The following is a 17575-nucleotide window of genomic DNA, read 5'->3' on the forward strand; positions in this document are numbered from 1 at the left end:
GCCGCAAGGCGCCATTTCATTGCCGTGAAGCACGCTCACGCCATTCGGGTTCCATCCGGCACCGGGCGCTCGATCGTCGTCACCACCACACCCTCGTCGGTCGGGAATCCCGTCAACAGGAATTCCGAGCAGAACGGCCCGATCTGCTTGGGCGGGAAATTGATGACACCGACGATCTGTCGTCCCGCGAGGTATTCTGGCGCATACAGACCCCTGATCTGCGCGCTGGTCTTCTTCACACCGTGGGGGCCGAAGTCGACCCATACCTTCCACGCGGGTTTGCGCGCTTCGGGAAACGGCTCGACCCGCAGCACGGTTCCCGCGCACAGGTGCACACGCATGAAGTCATCCCAGCCGATGACGTCTTCCGGCGCACTCATGCCTTTGTCCCCTTTTCACGGCGGGCCTTCCAGGCGTCCTTCGCCTCCGCCCACCAGTAACTCAGCTGGGCTCCCAGGAAGCCGGTGGGCTTCATGGCCGACACGAGTCCGTAGCCGGAGAACGAGCGCCAGCGCTCGTCGCCTTCCGCGATGGCAGCGGCAATAAGCTCGCCTGCGAGCGTGGTGGGCGCCACACCATGCCCCCCGAAGGCCTGCGCGACCCACAGACCGGGTTCCACCTGACCGATCTGCGGCATCTCGTGACGGGCGTAGCTCATCAGCCCCGACCACGCGTAGTCGACCTCGACGCCATCGAGCTGTGGGAACACCTTGAGCATGTCGCGGTACAGCAGGCGTTTCACCGCGTGGGGCGAACGGTCCAGGACCGAGATGCGGCCTCCCCACAACAGGCGCGAGTCCGGCAACGGCCGGTAGTAGTCGAATGCGAAACGGGTGTCGTAGACCGCGGCGCGAGTGCGCATCGCTTCGTCCATGCGCGCGCCCAACGGCGTGGTGACCATCACGTACGTGGCGATCGGCAGCACGCCGGCATCGACCCGACGATGCAGGCCCGCGAGATAACCACCGCATGCCAGCACGACATGCCGGGCCTCGACGCTGCCCGACGGCGTGGTGATGCGCCAACCCTCACCGGCGCGCTCAAGCGATGTCGCGGGCGACCGGGCGAAGATCGAGACGCCTTGCGCCGTCGCCACCCGTACGAGCCCGTTCGCGTACTTCAACGGATGGAAGTGGAACGCCTGCGGTTCGAACAGGGCATCGTGGTACCGATCCGTCAAAAGGTCGCGGCGTACCTGGTCACGATCCCGCCATTGCCAGTCACGTCCGAACGCCTGCGCCAGCAATGCCTGACGCTGCTTCAGTACATTCTGGTCGCGGAACCAGTTCGCCCAGATGATGCCGGCCTGCGTGTCGTCGCATTCGATCCCGTGGCGCACCATGCGTCTGCGAATCAGCTCCACCGCCCCGGTGGTGCCGGCGTAGAGCGCTTTCGCGCGTGCCTGGCCCAGGTCACGCACCAGTGAGGCTTCGCCACGGGAAAAGCCTGCGAACACAAAGCCGCCGTTGCGCCCGGACGCGCCAAAGGCCGGGGTGTCCGCTTCCAGCAACACGACATTCTCCGTGCCGCGCTCGGCAAGGCCCAGGGCCGTGTTGAGTCCTGCGAAGCCGGCCCCGATCACGCAGACCGAGGCCTCGGTGCGCGAACCCAACGTCGGCAACGGCGGGGGCGAGCCCGCGGTCGCCGCGTAGTAATTGCCGGCCGAAAGCACCTTGCCCGTCTCCCGACGCCCTTGAGTACGGTCAGCCCAGATCCCGAACGCCGAGCTCGTTCAATGCGCGCTGCATGGTGTCACGCGCCGCGTCGCTGAGCTTTTCGTGGTCGAGCGCATAACGGATGGTGGCTTCGATAAGGCCAATGTGCGTACCGCAATCGAATCGCGTGCCCTGGAAGCGGTACGCATGGACCGGCTTCTCGGCCAGCAGCGCGGCGATGGCGTCGGTCAGCTGTATTTCGCCACCCGCGCCGGGCGTCGTGCTCTCCAGCAGGGAGAAGATGCGCGCATCGAGCACATACCGGCCCACGACGGCCAGCGTACTGGGCGCGACATCGGGCTTGGGCTTCTCGACAATGGCGCTGATGCGCCCCTCCCGTCCCGAGAAGGCGTCGGTCGCCACGATGCCATAGCTGCCGGTCTGCTCCCGCGGCACGTCCTGCACCGCGATGACGCTGCTTCCGCTCGCCTCCGCGGCATCGGCCATCTGCTTGAGCGCGCCCGGGCCGCGATTCCAGATCAGATCGTCCGGCAACAGCACGGCGAAAGGCTCGTCGCCGATGATGGGCTTGGCACACAACACCGCATGCCCCAGTCCCAGCGCTTCGGCCTGCGTGACGAAGACGGCGCGGACGTGCGGGGGCAGCACGTTGCGCACCAGCTCCAGTTGCTCGGCCTTGCCTGCGCGCTCCAGCTTCTGCTCGAGTTCGTAGGCCTTGTCGAAGTAATCGGCGACCGCATGCTTGTAACGGTTCGTGACGAAGACCAGCGTGTCGCACCCGGCCTCGATCGCTTCGTCCACGGCGTACTGGATCAACGGCCGATCGATGATCGGCAGCATTTCCTTGGGCACGGTCTTGGTGGCGGGCAGGAAGCGGGTGCCGAGCCCCGCCACGGGGAACACGGCCTTTCGGATTCGGGCTCGGGTCATCGGGTCCTGCGCGCGTCGCGGCCTGGGAAGACCACGATATTAGCCGACGCTTCGTCCTGTTCGTTTGACAGCGGGGCGAACTCGGGCACGGCCACGCGCAGCACTTCACCCAGCTCGGCGGTGTCGTAGCGTGCATGCGCGGCGCGCAGGCGCTGTATCGCCAGATCGAGGAATTCAGGCGACACGTCGCGCGCCAGTGCCTTCATGATCTTCGAGTGGGAGGTGGGCTGGTAGCGCTCATCCGCGTGGAACAGCGTCTCGTGCAGCTTCTCGCCCGGACGCAGGCCGGTGTAGACGATGGCGATATCCCGTCCAGGCTGCTTGCCCGCCAGTCGGATCATCTGTTCGGCCAGCAGGCGAATCGGCACCGGATCGCCCATGTCCAGGGTATAGATGGATGCATGCGCCGCACCCGACGCCGCCTGCAGGATCAGCTGGCAGGCCTCCGGGATCGTCATGAAATAGCGCGTGACGTCGGGATCGGTCACGGTGACCGGCCCGCCCTTGCGGATCTGCTCGCGGAACAGGGGCACCACGCTGCCGGCGGAATCCAGCACGTTGCCGAAGCGGACGGTGACGTAGCGCGTGGTGGAACGCGCATCATCCAGCGCCTGGCAGGCCATCTCGGCCAGCCGCTTGGTGGCGCCGAGCACGTTGACCGGATCCACCGCCTTGTCAGTCGAGATCAGCACGAAGGTGCCCACTCCTGCCTCGCGGCAGGCGCGCGCCACGGTTTCCGTCGCCAGCACATTGTTGCCGATGGCTTCCCGCAGATGCCCTTCCAGCAAGGGCACTTGCTTGTAGGCTGCGGCATGGAAGACCGCATCGGGTTCCGCCACGCGCAAGGCGTGCGCGATGACCGCAGGATCTCCGCAGTTGCCGAGCACCGGCAACACTTCGAGATCGGGAAAAGCGCGCCGCAGATCGCCCTGGATGGTGATAAGCGCGAGTTCGTCGATCTCGACCAGCGCAATCCGCTGGGCACCGTGTCGGGCGCACTGGCGGCATAGCTCCGAACCGATGGAGCCACCGGCGCCGGTCACCATGACCGTCCGTCCCCCCAGCCAGCCCCGGATCAGCTTCCAGTCGGGCGTGACGGACTTGCGGCCCAGCAGGTCCTCGATCGCCACTTCCTTGAGGTCACCCGGCATGGACTGGCCTTCCAGGACATTCACCAGACGGGGCACCATGCGGAACGGCAAACCGGTGCTCTCGCAGATCGCGACGACGCGCTGCATGGACGGTGCATCCAGGGACGGCATGGCGATCACCAGCATCCGCGCCGCCGTTTCCCGCGCGACCGCCGCTGCATTCTCCAGGCCACCCAGTACCGGGATGCCGAGCAATTTGGAGCCATGGAGCCGCGCTGCATCATCCAGGAACGCCACCGGGTGGTAGACACCGGTCCGGCGGAGTTCGCGGACCAGCGCCTCGCCGGCCCGCCCCGCACCCAGGACCAGGACGCGCGAGGCGCTCTCGTTGCTGCGCTGGACCTGGCTGTCCTTCCAGGCGCGATAAGCAAGGCGGGGCAGACCGAGGAATCCCACGAGGGCAAAAGGATAGAAGCCCAGCACGGCGCGCGGCGTGGAGCCGAAACGGTTGTAGAAGAACAGGCCCAGCACCACGCCCAGGAATCCCAGCGCGCACGCCTTCACGATGTTCCAGAGGTCCGGCAGGCTGGCAAAACGCCACAGGCCCCGGTACAGCCCCATCCACCAGAAAACAGCACCCTGGGCCAGCAGGACGACCGCGATTTCGTTGGACCACAGGGGGAAGTCGGGGGCGTGCGCCAACATGGCGTAACGGAATCGATGCAGGACCTGCCAGCACAGCCACACCATGGCCAGGTCATGTGCCGCCACGAGGGCGCGCGGCATGAAGCCGCTCAGTCGGTCCCGCCAGGATTCCATCAGTTCCCTCTCCTGATACTAATCGCGCCATCCCCGGCGCAATGAAAACCAAAGTGCCCCGCCCAGCGCGTACAGCATGATGAAGGCGAGGACAGGCGCCGAAGTGACCGACCCTGACAGCGCATAGCTTAACAATAAGCTAACTCCACCGAACACCATGTAAACCGTGGTGACAGCCGTATGTCCATATCGCCGCGCCGCCTGTTGATACAGGTGCCCGACATGCGGTGTCCACCACCGCTCGCCGCGCAGCATGCGCCCCATCAGCGTGAAGCCTGCGTCGACGAGAAAGGCACACAGCGGCAGTAGCAGGAGGGGGGCGTTCACAGGGGGCAACGCGATGAGCGCCGCCGCGGCCAGCCCGGCCAATGCGTACCCCAGCGCACCGCTGCCCACATCCCCCAGAAAAATGCGGGCGCGGGGGAAGTTGAAAGGCAGGAAGCCCAGACAGCCCGCGAGCAGGGCCAGCGCCAGCCACCGCCATTCCCCCGCCAACAGGCCGGCGTACGCCACAGCGGCAATGGCGGCCTGACTCGTCGCCAGGCCATTGATGCCGTCCATGAAGTTCCAGACGTTGACCAGCGCCATCGCCGACCCGAACACGATCACCGCAGGAAGCCAATGGCCGGACTGCCACGCCACGCCAACCGCGAGCATCGCGGCCGCAATCGCCTGAACCGCCAGGCGCAACCAGGGCGACAGCGGACGATGGTCGTCCCACCACCCGATACCGGCCACGATCAGCAACCCCGGCAGGAAGCCGATCCACAACGCGCTCAGGGACGCCGACTGCCAGGCCAAGTAGACACCCGCGGCGAACACGACCAGCACGATCGCGATGCCACCCCCGCGAGGCGTGGCCACCGCATGGCTGCGACGCTCTCCCGGCTGGTCCATCAGGTTGCCACGCAGCGCATAACGGCGCGCCCACCACGTGGCGACGGCCGCACCCAGCGCGGGCAAGGCCAGCCAGACGAACAGGTCCCGCATCAGACCACCGCGTAATTCAACAAGGGCTTGACCGTGCCCCATTCCTTGCAGCTGGGGCATTGCCAGTGGTGGGTGCGGGCGCCGAACCCGCAGCGCGTGCAGCGATAGCTCGGATTGCGTACCAGCAACTGATCGGTGATGTGCTTCAGGTCGTGCAACGTGGCCGCGGGGTCTGCGCCCTCGGCCAGCGTCAGGTCGATCAGCGACGCCTCGCCGCGGACCGACGGCCGATCCTTCAGCTGGCGCGCCAGGTAGGCGCGCGCGGCGGCGACCCCCTCCTGGCGTTCGACGAGCTTCGTCAATGCGAGGACCGGCGCGATGCCACGGTAGTGCTCGCACATCTCCGAGAGGAAAGCGCGCGCGCCGGACAGGTCGCCTACCTGGTCGTAACTTTCCAGCAGGCTGGGCAGGACCTCCGGCAGGTAATCGGCATCATGGCGGGCGGCACGCTCGAACGCGCGGATGGCGGCTTCGGCATTGCCTGCATCGGTTTCGATACGCCCTTCGATGATGCCGGCACGCACGCTGCCCGCATCGGCCTGGTACGCGCGGGCGACCGCGGCCCGGGCATCGTCGATGTTGTTCGCCGTGCGATGCCGCTCGGCGAGTTCGCACTCGAACTGGGCGATCAGCTTTCCCATCGGTTCCGCAGTGACTTCCTCGTAGCGGCGCGCGTTGTCGATCGCCTTCTCCCAGTCGCGTTCTGCCTGGTAGATGCCGATCAGGTGCTTGAGCGCCTGCGGCGCGCGCTGGTCGATCCGGGCCAGGTCGGTGAAGACGGTTTCAGCACGATCCAGCAGGCCGGACCGCATGTAGTCCTCACCCAGGGCCAGCAACGCCTGGACGCGCTGCGCATCACTCAGGTCGGCACGCTGTACGAGTCCCTGGTGAAGGCGGATGGCGCGATCGACTTCGCCCCGCCTGCGGAACAGGTGCCCCAATGCGACCTGGGTCTCGAACGTTTCCTTGTCCAGCTCAGCGATGTGCAGGAACAGCTCGATCGCCTTGTCGGGCTGTTCGTTGAGCAGGTAATTGAGGCCACGGAAATAGGTGCTGGACAGGCGGCTGACCTGGGTGTCGCCATGCCGCTGGCCACCGCGTCGACCGATGATCCAGCCGCTGAGCGCGGCCAGCGGCAGGAAGAGGAAGAACCAGAACCATTCGGTGAGGAACGCCATGGGCTCAGGCACCGCCATCCGGGGGCAACGACGTTCCCGCTGCATTCGTCACGGGGGGCTGGGCGCGGGTCGCCTTCCTGAGCTTCGCGTACAGCGGCCATACCAGGGTGGCCAGCACGATGAGCCCGCCCACCACGACGCCGAGCAGGAGGGACAGCATGATGCCCACGCCGGACGACGTCTGGAATTCTGTGAACAGGAGTTTCAGCGTGATCGGCTGCGTATTGAGCACACCGATGATGAGTCCGTAGGCCAGGAACAACAGAGCGACGACCAGGCGGAACATATTCATCAGGCGACTCCTTGCAGGACGGCGCCTAGCTTAACGGAGTCGGCAGGCCACGACACGTGCCCGGCGACGTGCTACTCCCCCGCCTCTTCGATCGGGGTGACGTCGCTGACGCGTTCGCGCAGCTCCTTGCCCGGCTTGAAGTGGGGAACGTGCTTGGCCGGCAGCGCGACCGATTCGCCCGTCTTGGGGTTGCGGCCCATGCGCGGCGGACGATAGTGCAGCGAGAAGCTTCCGAAGCCGCGGATCTCGATGCGGTCGCCCTGCGACAGGGCGCCACCCATCATCTCCAGCAGTGCCTTGACGGCCAGATCCACATCCTCGGCCTTGAGGTGCGGCTGGCGTCGGCTGAGGATCTCGATGAGTTCGGATTTGGTCATCGCGTGCGGAATTCGGGCGGATGTGCCCGCGCCGGCCCGGGATTTCCGGGCCGGCGGGGAACGTTACTGCTGAGGGTCGTGCAACGGCGCGAGCCGCTTACTCGGACTTGCCACCGTCCAGCTGTGCACGCAGCAGCGCGCCCAGGCTGGTGGTACCGGTGGAGGCTTCGGCGGCCGACTTGTTGTACTCGGCCAGTGCTTCGGCCGTCTCGGCTTCGTCCTTCGCCTTGATCGACAGCTGCAGCGTGCGGCCCTTGCGGTCCATGCCGATGAACTTGGCTTCGACCTTGTCGCCGACCTTCAGGTGCTGGCTGGCGTCGTCCACGCGGTCGTAGCTGATGTCGCGCGCCATCACGTAGCCTTCGATGCCGTCGGCCAGCTCGACCGTGGCGCCCTTGGCGTCCACTTCCTTCACTGTACCTTCGACCTTCGAGCCCTTCGGATGCGCCGCCATGTACTGGCCGAACGGATCCTGCTCCAGCTGCTTCACGCCCAGGCTGATGCGCTCGCGCTCCGGGTCCACGGCCAGCACCACGGCTTCCAGCGTGTCGCCCTTCTTGAAGTTGCGCACGATGTCTTCGCCGGTAGTGTTCCAGCTGATGTCCGACAGGTGGATCAGGCCGTCGATGCCGCCGTCCAGGCCGATGAAGATGCCGAAGTCGGTGATCGACTTGATCTGGCCGGACACCTTGTCGTTCTTCTTGTGGGTGGCCGCGAAGGTCTCCCACGGGTTGGCAGCGACCTGCTTCATGCCCAGCGAGATGCGACGACGCTCTTCGTCCACGTCCAGCACCATCACCTCGACTTCGTCGCCGACCTGCACGACCTTGGACGGGTTGACGTTCTTGTTGGTCCAATCCATCTCGGACACGTGCACCAGGCCTTCGACGCCCGGCTCGATCTCGACGAACGCGCCGTAATCGGTGACGTTGGAGACCTTGCCGAACACGCGGCTGTTGGCCGGGTAACGACGCGCGATGTTGTCCCACGGATCCTCGCCCAGCTGCTTCAGGCCCAGCGAGACGCGATTGCGCTCACGGTCATACTTCAGCACGCGGACGTCCAGCTCCTGGCCGACTTCCACGACTTCGGACGGATGACGCACGCGCTTCCATGCCATGTCGGTGATGTGCAGCAGGCCATCGATGCCACCCAGGTCGACGAACGCGCCGTAGTCGGTGAGGTTCTTGACCACACCCTTCAGCACCACGCCTTCCTGCAGCTTGTCCATCAGCTGCTCGCGCTCTTCCGAATGCTCGCTCTCGACCACCGCACGGCGGGAGACGACCACATTGTTGCGCTTGCGATCCAGCTTGATGAGCTTGAACTCCAGCTCCTTGCCTTCCAGGTAGCCCGGGTCGCGCACGGGGCGCACGTCGACCAGCGAGCCCGGCAGGAACGCACGGACGTCCTTGATGTCGACGGTGAAACCACCCTTGACCTTGCCGCTGATGCGGCCGGTGATGGTTTCGTTCTTCTCCAGCGCCTGCTCCAGCTCGTCCCACACCATGGCGCGCTTGGCCTTCTCGCGCGAGAGGACGGTTTCGCCGAAACCGTTCTCGATCGAGTCGAGGGCCACCTTCACTTCGTCGCCCACGCCCACGTCGATTTCGCCGGCGTCGTTCCGGAACTGTTCGATCGGCACGATGCCTTCGGACTTCAGGCCGGCGTTGATCACCACGACGTCGTTGCGGACTTCCACGACGACGCCGGTGACGATGGCGCCCGGCTTCAGCTTGGCCAGTTGGGTCTGGCTCTGTTCAAACAGTTCGGCAAATGATTCGGTCATTGGAAAAAATACTCGGTTGATAAAACAGACCTGCGCACGGACGTGCACAAGGTCCACCCGTTGTCGGCCGGCGCGGGATTGCGTATGGCCGTGAGTGTTGTGGTTGGAAAAACGCGCCACGGATGCGGCGCGAGCCTTCTGCAGCGCGGGACCTAACCTGTGCGTGCAGGCACCAGGGCCAGCACGCGCTCGACGACCGCGTCGATGCCGAGGCCGGTGGTGTCGATGAGGACGGCGTCGTCGGCCGGCCTCAGGGGCGCCACCGTGCGCTGGGCGTCACGGGCGTCGCGGGCGAGGATCTCGCGAAGCAGACCGTCGATTGTGACGGAAACCCCTTTGTCTTTCAACTGCTTATACCGCCTTTCCGCCCGTTCGTCGGCACTGGCCGTCAGGAAGACCTTGTAGGGAGCATCCGGGAAGATCACCGTTCCCATGTCCCGGCCATCGGCGACCAGCCCCGGCATCTGCCGGAACGCCCGCTGCCGCTCCTTCAGGGCCGAGCGGACCTCGGGAATGGCGGCGATGGCGGACGCGAGGGCGCCCGTGGTTTCAAGACGAAGCTCGTCGGTGGCATCCAGATCGTCGACGATCACCCTCAATCCCTGCTCCGACTCCCGGAAGCTCACCCGGGTATCGAAGGCGCACCTGACCAGGGCCGCCGGATCCGAAATATCGAGGTCCGCCCAACTGGCCGCCACGCCGACGGCGCGATACAGCGCGCCCGAATCGAGATAGTGCCAGCCAAGCCGGGCCGCGGCGAGCCGGCTCACGGTACCCTTGCCGGCCCCGGAGGGACCATCGATGGTGAGGACGGGAGCGGTATCGGACATGGGAACTCCAGGCGGTTTCCGCTCATTATGGCGCCCCCTGGAACGCCCCGGAACGCTCGGCGCGCCGGCACCCTCCGCAACCGCTTGATAAGCCAGCGGAATTGCCGCTAGAATAGCGGGCTTCGCTTTACCCCATATTCTTTTACGCCGAGGTTTCAACTCATGAAGGTCCTGTCCTCCCTGAAGTCGGCGAAGGCCCGTCACCGCGACTGCAAGGTGGTCCGCCGCCGCGGCAAGGTCTTCGTGATCTGCAAGTCCAACCCCCGTTTCAAGGCGCGTCAGCGCTGAGAACGGCGCTGCCGGCTCCGGCCGGCAATGCACGGAAAGCCGCCTTCGGGCGGTTTTTTGTTACCTGCCTTTTGTTATAAAAGGCAGATCATCCAGGGGAGTTCCACCATGAGCCGTCGCGCCCTAGCACTTCCGTTGATCGCCATGCTCGGCCTCGCAGGCCCGGTGTCCGCCGATACACTGCTGATCGAACGCGCCCAGGAACAACCTGCCGCCGCGCCCGTGCGGGGGCAGTCGGCCGCCGACGTCGAAGCCCGCTTCGGCACGCCCCAGCAGAAGCTGGAACCCCGGGGCGGACAGAAGCGCCAGTGGCCTGTGATCCATCGCTGGGTCTATCCAGGTTTCACCGTTTACTTCGAGAAGAGCCGCGTCATCGACGTGGTGCTCAACAAGGCGTCCGCCGAAGAAGTCGGCCCCAAGCCTCCCATCCGCTGACCGGTGCCCGCGCGCCCTGCAACCCGATGACCGATGCCTATCGCTTTCCTGCGGAGTGGGAGCCCCAGTCCGCGATCCTGATCGCTTGGCCGCATGCCGAGACCGACTGGGCCGATCGCCTCGCCGACGTGGAGGAAACCTACGTCGCCCTGGTGGCCGCCGTCACCCGTTTCCAGCCCGTGCTGATCTGCGTCGCAGACGACGACCTGCAGACCTATGCCGAGGCCCGGCTGCGTTCCGCGCGCGTGGAGATGGCGAACGTGCGCTTCGTGCCGGCCGAGTACGACGATACCTGGCTGCGCGATTCCGGCCCCATCACGCTGCGGGACGGGGGCCGTTTCAAGCTGCTCGACTTCCGCTTCACCGGCTGGGGCGGGAAGTACGAAGCCCGTCGCGACGATCGCCTGGTCGGCGAGTTGTCCGGCATGCAGCTGTTTCACAACTATTTCGTCCAAAGTATTGATTTTGCTTTGGAAGGTGGCGCTATCGAAACGGATGGCGCAGGCACCCTGCTCACCACTTGGCAATGCCTGCACGAACGCCACCCTGCCGCGTCTCGGGATGAGCTGACCGCCAAGTTGACGGGCTGGTTGCGACAGGACCGCGTGCTATGGCTGGACCATGGCTATCTGGAGGGCGATGACACCGACGCCCACATCGATACCCTCGCCCGCTTCGCACCGGGCGATGCCATCGTCTACCAGGCGTGCGACGATGCCGGCGACGTGCATTTCGCCGAGCTGCAGGCCATGGCCACCGACATCGCCGCGCTGCGCACGGCGGATGGCCATGCCTATCGCACGTTCCCGCTTCCTTGGGCACAGCCCGTGATCGACGGTGGGCGTCGCCTGGCGGCGTCGTACGCGAACTATCTGATCATCAATGGCGCGGTGTTGATGCCGGCCTACGGCGACCCCGCCGACGATATCGCCGCCGAAGTCCTGGCGCAGGCGTATCCGGACCGTGAGATCGTGCAGGTGCCGTGCCGCGCGCTGATCTGGCAGAACGGCAGCCTGCACTGCATCACCATGCAGTTGCCTTCAGGACTGATCGGCTGACTGAGCGAAGGCGCCACGGTTCGTGGCACCGTGACATCAGTTGGGCGCAGATTGAACGCTTCGTTTACATCTCGCCTCACACGATCCCGGATAACCACCGTTTCCCCTTGAGCGAGGAGACGGCCGTGTATTCACGACGCAAGTTCCTGACAAGCACCGCGCTGGCCACGGCAGGCATGGGCCTGGCCGCCTGCCGCGATACGGCACAGGCCGGCGGCGTGAGCGGGGCCAAGCCGGCATCGGCCACGACGCCGACCGCACCAGCACCCCTGAACACCCGTGCCATCCCGTCGACCGGCGAGCGCATCCCCGTCATCGGCATGGGCACCTCCGGCAGCTTTGAAGTGGGCCAGAGCGCCGCGGAACTGGACCCGCTGCGCGAGGTACTGAAGCGGTTCTTCGCCGCCGGCGCCACCCTGATCGATACCGCGCCCACCTACAGCGTCGCCGAGGACGTAATGGGGGCGCTGCTGGCGGAGCAGAACCTGACCGGCAGGGCCTGGCTGGCCACCAAATTGTCCGGCGTGAGCGGGCGCGCGGCGGGTATCGCGCAGTTCCAGGACACGCTGCGTCGCCTGAAGACCGACAAGGTCGCGCTGCTGCAGGTCCACAACCTGGGCGACCTGAAGACGCAGATGGCCGTGGCGCGCGAGTTGAAGGCGCAGGGCAAGGTGAAGTACGTGGGCGTCACCCATTACGTCGAGCGCGCGCAGGACGAGCTTGCCAACGTCGTGCAGGCGGAGAAGCCGGACTTCCTCCAGATCAACTACTCGGTCATCAGCCGCGGTGCGGAGACGCGCGTGCTGCCGCTGGCGCAGGACTTGGGCGTCGCCGTCCTCATCAACCGCGCGTTCGAGGACGGAAAGCTGTTTGCGCAGGTGAAGGACAAGTCCGTCCCCGCGGCCCTGGTCGACGCAGGCATCGGCTCGTGGGCACAGGCGTTCCTGAAGTTCGCGCTCAGCCACCCTGCCGTGACGGCCGTCATTCCCGCCACCGGCAAACCGGACCGGCAAACCGACAACCTGAGGGCAGGCATGGGTCCCGACCTGACCGCGGCCCAGCGCGACGCCCTGATCGCTGCCGTGGCCTGAGCGCATGCCTTCGCCTCCCGCGCAAGGCATCTCCGCCTGGCTTGCCCGCGTCTTCAACGTCCGCGACCACGAAGCACCCGTGGTCGGCGCGGGGCTGGCGATGTTCTTCCTGCTGTTCGCCGGCTACTTCATGCTGCGGCCGATCCGCGAAACGATGGGCGTCGCGGGCGGCGTCGACAACCTGCAGTGGCTGTTCACCGGCACCTTCGTCGCCACCCTCGCGGTACTTCCGTTGTACGGGTGGATCGCATCGAAGGTTTCCCGCCGGCGCATCGTGCCGTGGGTATTCGGCATGGTCGTGGCCAGCCTGCTCGGCTATGGCGCGGCGATGCTGGCGCAGCCGGAGGACGTCTGGCTGGCGCGCACCTTCTACATCTGGGTGTCGGTCATCAACCTGCTGATGATCTCGCTGGCGTGGAGCGTGCTGGCCGACGTGATGGAAAGCCACGAAGCCAAGCGCCTGTTCGCCCTGATCGCCACCGGCGCGAGCCTGGGCGGCTTGGTGGGTCCGCTGATGACCACGCTGCTGGTGAAGCCGCTGGGACACGGCGGCCTGATGCTGCTGTCTGCGCTGCTGATCGGCGCCAGCGCCGCCACTGCGACCTGGCTGCACCGCTGGCGCGATCGCCACCCGTTGCCCGCAGGCATCAGTTCGGCGGAACACCGGCGCCAGCCGCTCGGTGGAAATCCCTTCGCCGGCGCGACCGCGGTGTTCCGCTCGCCCTACCTGGCGGGCATTGCACTGTTCGTGCTGTTGCTGGCGACCGTGACCACGTTCCTCTATTTCGAACAGGCCAAACTGGTCGCCGAGCGTTTCACCGACAAGGAGGAGCAGACCCAGGTCTTCGGCCTGATCGACACCGTCGTGCAGACGCTGGCCATTCTCAGCCAGTTGTTCATCACCGGGCGTGTTGCGCAGAAGCTGGGGGTCGGTGTGCTGCTGGTGGCCGTGCCCGTGGTAGTCGCGGCGGGTTTCCTGTGGCTGGCGCTGGCACCGGTGTTCGCGGTCTTCGTGGTGGTTATGGTGGTGCGGCGCGCGGGCGAATATGCCTTCGTGCGTCCCGGACGCGAGATGCTCTATACCGTCGTGCCCGCCGAGCAGAAATACAAGGCGAAGAACTTCATCGACACCGTCGTCTACCGCGGCGGCGATGCGCTGAGCGGCTGGGTGAAGCGCGCGCTGGACGTACTGGCCGACCATCCGGCCGCCGCGATGTTCATCGGTGCGGGTGTTGCCATGGCATGGGCGATCACCGGCGTGGCGCTTGGCCGTCGGCAGAAGCAACGGGAAGCGGCGGGCGGCACCCCCTGAGCGCGCGCGTTCACGCCCGGGACGCCTGCCGTCACGGTGGACGCGTTACCATGCGGCCTCCCCCGCATCCGCCCTGTCCTCACGATGAGCCGCACCACCCTGCCCGTTGCCCTGATCCAGGAAAAGAACCACGGCGATGCCGACGCCAACTTGGCGGTGATCGAGGCGCGCGTCGCCGAGGCAGCCCGGCGTGGTGCGCGGCTGGTCCTGCTGCAGGAACTGCATAACGGTGCGTACTTCTGCCAGCACGAATCGGTCCACGAATTCGACCTGGCCGAGCCGATTCCCGGCCCGAGCACCGAGCGCCTCGGCGCACTGGCGAAGCAGCACGGCGTGGTGCTGGTGTCTTCGCTGTTCGAACGCCGCGCCGCCGGTCTGTACCACAACACCGCCGTCGTTTACGAAAAGGACGGCAGCATCGCCGGCAAGTACCGCAAGATGCACATCCCGGACGATCCGGGTTTCTACGAGAAGTTCTACTTCACGCCGGGCGATATGGGTTTCACGCCGATCGACACGTCGGTCGGCCGCCTCGGCGTGCTGGTGTGCTGGGACCAGTGGTATCCGGAAGCCGCGCGCCTGATGGCGCTGGCCGGCGCCGACCTGTTGCTGTATCCCACCGCGATCGGTTGGGACCCGGACGACGAGCAGGCGGAGAAGGATCGCCAGCGCGACGCATGGGTGTTGAGCCACCGCGGCCATGCCGTCGCCAACGGCCTTCCGGTGCTGAGCTGCAACCGCGTCGGCCATGAGCCTTCTCCCATGGGTGCGTCCGGCATCCAGTTCTGGGGTAACAGCCACGTGCTCGGTCCGCAGGGCGAGTTCATTGCGGAAGCGGGGGCCGACGCGACCGTCCTCATGGCCGAGGTCGACCTGCAGCGCAGCGAACACGTGCGCCGCATCTGGCCGTTCCTGCGCGACCGCCGCATCGATGCGTACGGCGACCTGCTCAAGCGCTATATCGACTGAGGGCAGCACGTGCCGCTGATCGTCCGTGACGCCACGCCGGCCGACGTGCCGGCCATCACCGCCCTGTATGCGGAAGAAGTCCGCCATCACGTCAATACCTACGAGTACGACGTGCCCGACGCCGATGAAATGGCGCGCCGAATGCGGAGCGTGCTCGACGCCGGCTATCCGTACCTGGTGGCCGAGCTGGACGGAGAGTTCGTCGGTTACGCCTACGCCAGCAGCTATCGCGCCCGCACGGGCTATCGCAAGACCGTCGAGAACTCGGTCTACGTGGTCCCCGGCCGACAGGGCCAGGGCATCGGCGCTGCACTGATGCGGGCACTGATCCACGCCTGCGAGGCACGCGGTTATCGCCAGATGATCGCGGTGATCGGCGAACCCACCAATACCGCGTCCATCCGTTTGCACGAGAAATTCGGCTTCGTCCTGGTGGGTGTGTTCCGAGGCATCGCCTGGAAACACGACCGCTGGCTGGACACCGTGCAGATGCAACGCACCCTCGGCGATGGCACCGCCACGCCTCCGCAAGACGAATGACACGATGACCGAACCCCTTGCCGCCGTCGCCCCGCTGCACGGCCAGCCCCACGAGATCGTCGAACGCGACGGCGTGCACTACACCCTGCTGGGTACCGCCCACGTCTCGCGTGCCAGCGTAGACGCCGTGCGCGCGGCCGTCGCCAGCGGCGAGTACGACAGCGTGGCCGTGGAACTGGATCCGGGCCGCCTGCAGTCGCTCACCGATCCGGATACGCTCGCCAGGCTGGACCTGGTCAAGGTGATCCGCGAAGGCAAGACACACCTGTTCGCCGCCAACCTGGCGCTGGCCGCCTACCAGCGGCGCCTCGCCGAGCAGTTGGACGTCGAGCCCGGAGAAGAACTGAAGGCCGGCGCGCTGGATGCGCAGGCGCTCGGACTGCCGGTGCATCTGATCGACCGCGAGGTCGGACTGACCTTCAAGCGCGCCCTGCAGTCCCTGGGCTGGTGGCAGCGGACCAAGGTAGGTGCCGGCATCCTGGCCAGCATGTTCGGCGACGAGGAAGTCGGCGACGACGAAATCGAGAAGCTCAAGCAGGGCGACATGATGGAGTCCAGCTTCGGCGAATTCGCAGCGGAAAGCCCGCAGCTTTACCAGGCCATCATCGCCGAGCGCGATCAGTACATGGCGGCCGCCCTGCGCCAGGTGGCGACCAGCAAGCCGGCCGGCACCCCGTCACCCTACCGCGTGCTCGCGGTGGTCGGTGCGGGCCACCTGCCCGGCCTGACCCGGCATCTGCAGGAGGACACTGCGGATCCCGCCGAGACCCGCCGATCGCTGGAGATCGTGAAGGCCAAGTCGCGCTTCCCGTGGATGGAAGTGATGATCGGCGTATTCCTCGTGGGCGGCTTCGCCTGGGGTTTCTGGCAGGGCGGCGTCGACGTCGGCTCCGACCTGCTGCTGCAATGGGTGCTGGCCACCGGCGTGCTGGGTGCCATCGGCTGCGCGATCGCGGGCGGTCATCCGCTGAGCATCCTCGCCGCGTTCATTTCCTCTCCCCTGACCCCGCTGCATCCGGCGCTCGCCTCGGGCACGGTCAGCGCCTTCGTGGAAGCCACGCTGCGCAAGCCGACGTACGCGGACTTCATGGCGTTGCGCGACGATGTGCAGACGATGCGCGGCTGGTGGAAGAACCGCGTGGCCCGCGTGCTGCTGAACTTTTTCCTGACCAGCCTCGGGACGGCCATCGGCGTGTGGACGGGGGGACTCCGGATGCTGGGCAAGCTGGTCGGCTGATCGCAGCCTCAGGCAGAAAAAAGGGGGGGCAATGCCCGACTCTTGCGCATCATCCGACGCGCGGTCCCGCCATCTTCGCCGCGAAACACATCCCCCGGCAGATCCGCATCATGCGATCAACAGGATGCAATCGTCCGCTGGCTCGTTGTGGCCGTCAGGGCGCGTAATAAGCTTGAGAGCGAGAGAATTTCTGGTCCTCGCTCGGGAATGAGACAGTCAATACGCGTGTCAGACCGCGACCTACGTGTCCACGCCGAATCCCGCGGTGGGGCACGTGTCGCGTGCAACATGGATCGTTTCGCGCCAGGCACACCCAATGGCATGAGTGTTCCAACCAAAGACGCATGAAGCCGGATCAGGACTCCATGCGCCAATCAACAAGGACTCTTACAGTCCCCACAACTCACAAAACGCAGGTGCCGCGTCGCAGATCTTTTCGAGTATTTCACTGCGTTCCTCTGCCACCGCCGTACCGCTCATCACGCACAGCAGTACCGCGACAAAAGCCACATAACGGGTCTTGATCTTACGCATTCGATGTCCTTTTCGTTCTTGGCGACCGCCACCACAATCAGCGGCCCTAGCACTCTAATGATGCTCCACGAGTGAATCAAGCCATATGCCGCTCGCTCGAAGCCACTGCATTTGGGCGGCATGGCGATCGATCCGCCAC

At 66.0% G+C, this 17575-nt stretch carries 19 protein-coding genes; 8 read left to right on the plus strand and 11 right to left on the minus strand.

The annotated features are described in order from the left end of the window. Nucleotides 1-35: 35 nt before the first annotated feature. The 10 genes from ACSQ19_RS17515 to cmk all read right to left on the minus strand — a co-directional run bounded on the left by ACSQ19_RS17515 (nucleotide 36) and on the right by cmk (nucleotide 9972). Nucleotides 36-380, minus strand: coding sequence for a tRNA-binding protein (locus ACSQ19_RS17515; RefSeq protein ID WP_435998786.1), 345 nt, complete (start codon nucleotides 378-380; stop codon nucleotides 36-38). Continuing rightward, a complete protein-coding gene (locus ACSQ19_RS17520; protein WP_435998788.1) occupies nucleotides 377-1672 on the minus strand; it encodes an NAD(P)/FAD-dependent oxidoreductase in 1296 nt (431 codons plus the stop codon). Before ACSQ19_RS17520 ends, ACSQ19_RS17515 begins: the two co-directional genes overlap by 4 nt. Nucleotides 1673-1703: 31 nt before the next feature. Next, entirely contained in the window at nucleotides 1704-2606 is a 903-nt protein-coding gene (galU, locus tag ACSQ19_RS17525; RefSeq protein WP_296282334.1) for a UTP--glucose-1-phosphate uridylyltransferase GalU, read from the minus strand. After that, nucleotides 2603-4516 (minus strand): polysaccharide biosynthesis protein, encoded by a 1914-nt coding sequence (locus ACSQ19_RS17530; RefSeq protein WP_296282336.1) that lies wholly within the window; start codon nucleotides 4514-4516, stop codon nucleotides 2603-2605. Before ACSQ19_RS17530 ends, galU begins: the two co-directional genes overlap by 4 nt. An 18-nt stretch (nucleotides 4517-4534) precedes the next feature. Continuing rightward, nucleotides 4535-5506: a lipopolysaccharide biosynthesis protein gene (locus ACSQ19_RS17535; RefSeq protein WP_435998791.1), complete on the minus strand. Its 972-nt coding sequence runs from the start codon at nucleotides 5504-5506 to the stop codon at nucleotides 4535-4537. Continuing rightward, nucleotides 5506-6684: a lipopolysaccharide assembly protein LapB gene (gene lapB / locus ACSQ19_RS17540; RefSeq protein ID WP_296282339.1), complete on the minus strand. Its 1179-nt coding sequence runs from the start codon at nucleotides 6682-6684 to the stop codon at nucleotides 5506-5508. Before lapB ends, ACSQ19_RS17535 begins: the two co-directional genes overlap by 1 nt. A gap of 4 nt (nucleotides 6685-6688) precedes the next feature. Next, nucleotides 6689-6976, minus strand: a complete 288-nt coding sequence (locus ACSQ19_RS17545; protein ID WP_435998794.1) for a lipopolysaccharide assembly protein LapA domain-containing protein — start codon at nucleotides 6974-6976, stop codon at nucleotides 6689-6691. Nucleotides 6977-7047: 71 nt separating this feature from the next. Then, nucleotides 7048-7353, minus strand: coding sequence for an integration host factor subunit beta (locus ACSQ19_RS17550; protein WP_296282341.1), 306 nt, complete (start codon nucleotides 7351-7353; stop codon nucleotides 7048-7050). Nucleotides 7354-7450: 97 nt separating this feature from the next. Further along, the gene (gene rpsA, locus ACSQ19_RS17555) at nucleotides 7451-9142 is read right to left on the minus strand and encodes a 30S ribosomal protein S1 (protein ID WP_192267958.1); all 1692 of its coding nucleotides are present in this window, start codon (nucleotides 9140-9142) and stop codon (nucleotides 7451-7453) included. Between the two features lie 152 nt (nucleotides 9143-9294). Then, complete coding sequence (gene cmk, locus ACSQ19_RS17560; RefSeq protein ID WP_435998797.1) at nucleotides 9295-9972, minus strand: (d)CMP kinase; 678 nt, start codon at nucleotides 9970-9972, stop codon at nucleotides 9295-9297. Between the two features lie 162 nt (nucleotides 9973-10134). Here cmk and ykgO point away from each other — a divergent pair, with 162 nt between their 5' ends. The 8 genes from ykgO (at nucleotide 10135) to ACSQ19_RS17600 (ending at nucleotide 16902) form a co-directional block, all read left to right on the plus strand. Further along, nucleotides 10135-10260: a type B 50S ribosomal protein L36 gene (ykgO, locus tag ACSQ19_RS17565; RefSeq protein ID WP_010342887.1), complete on the plus strand. Its 126-nt coding sequence runs from the start codon at nucleotides 10135-10137 to the stop codon at nucleotides 10258-10260. A gap of 108 nt (nucleotides 10261-10368) precedes the next feature. Then, nucleotides 10369-10695 carry a hypothetical protein gene (locus ACSQ19_RS17570; RefSeq protein WP_296282347.1) on the plus strand — a complete coding sequence of 109 codons (327 nt, stop codon included), beginning with the start codon at nucleotides 10369-10371 and terminating at the stop codon, nucleotides 10693-10695. A gap of 26 nt (nucleotides 10696-10721) precedes the next feature. Beyond that, nucleotides 10722-11753 (plus strand): agmatine deiminase family protein, encoded by a 1032-nt coding sequence (locus tag ACSQ19_RS17575; protein WP_435998805.1) that lies wholly within the window; start codon nucleotides 10722-10724, stop codon nucleotides 11751-11753. 125 nt (nucleotides 11754-11878) lie between these two features. Beyond that, the gene (locus ACSQ19_RS17580; protein ID WP_435998807.1) at nucleotides 11879-12844 is read left to right on the plus strand and encodes an aldo/keto reductase; all 966 of its coding nucleotides are present in this window, start codon (nucleotides 11879-11881) and stop codon (nucleotides 12842-12844) included. A gap of 4 nt (nucleotides 12845-12848) precedes the next feature. Then, nucleotides 12849-14156, plus strand: a complete 1308-nt coding sequence (locus ACSQ19_RS17585) for an NTP/NDP exchange transporter (protein WP_435998809.1) — start codon at nucleotides 12849-12851, stop codon at nucleotides 14154-14156. An 84-nt stretch (nucleotides 14157-14240) separates the two neighbouring features. Beyond that, nucleotides 14241-15125 (plus strand): carbon-nitrogen hydrolase, encoded by an 885-nt coding sequence (locus ACSQ19_RS17590; RefSeq protein ID WP_435998811.1) that lies wholly within the window; start codon nucleotides 14241-14243, stop codon nucleotides 15123-15125. Nucleotides 15126-15134: 9 nt separating this feature from the next. Continuing rightward, nucleotides 15135-15665: an N-acetyltransferase family protein gene (locus ACSQ19_RS17595; RefSeq protein ID WP_435998813.1), complete on the plus strand. Its 531-nt coding sequence runs from the start codon at nucleotides 15135-15137 to the stop codon at nucleotides 15663-15665. A 4-nt stretch (nucleotides 15666-15669) separates the two neighbouring features. After that, nucleotides 15670-16902, plus strand: coding sequence for a TraB/GumN family protein (locus ACSQ19_RS17600; RefSeq protein WP_435998815.1), 1233 nt, complete (start codon nucleotides 15670-15672; stop codon nucleotides 16900-16902). Between the two features lie 387 nt (nucleotides 16903-17289). Here the strand turns inward: ACSQ19_RS17600 and ACSQ19_RS17605 are convergent, their stop codons facing one another. Further along, nucleotides 17290-17436 (minus strand): hypothetical protein, encoded by a 147-nt coding sequence (locus ACSQ19_RS17605; RefSeq protein ID WP_299346929.1) that lies wholly within the window; start codon nucleotides 17434-17436, stop codon nucleotides 17290-17292. Nucleotides 17437-17575: the final 139 nt, after the last annotated feature.

The organism is Pseudoxanthomonas sp. LjRoot127, assembly GCF_964253495.1.
Lineage (GTDB): Bacteria > Pseudomonadota > Gammaproteobacteria > Xanthomonadales > Xanthomonadaceae > Pseudoxanthomonas_A.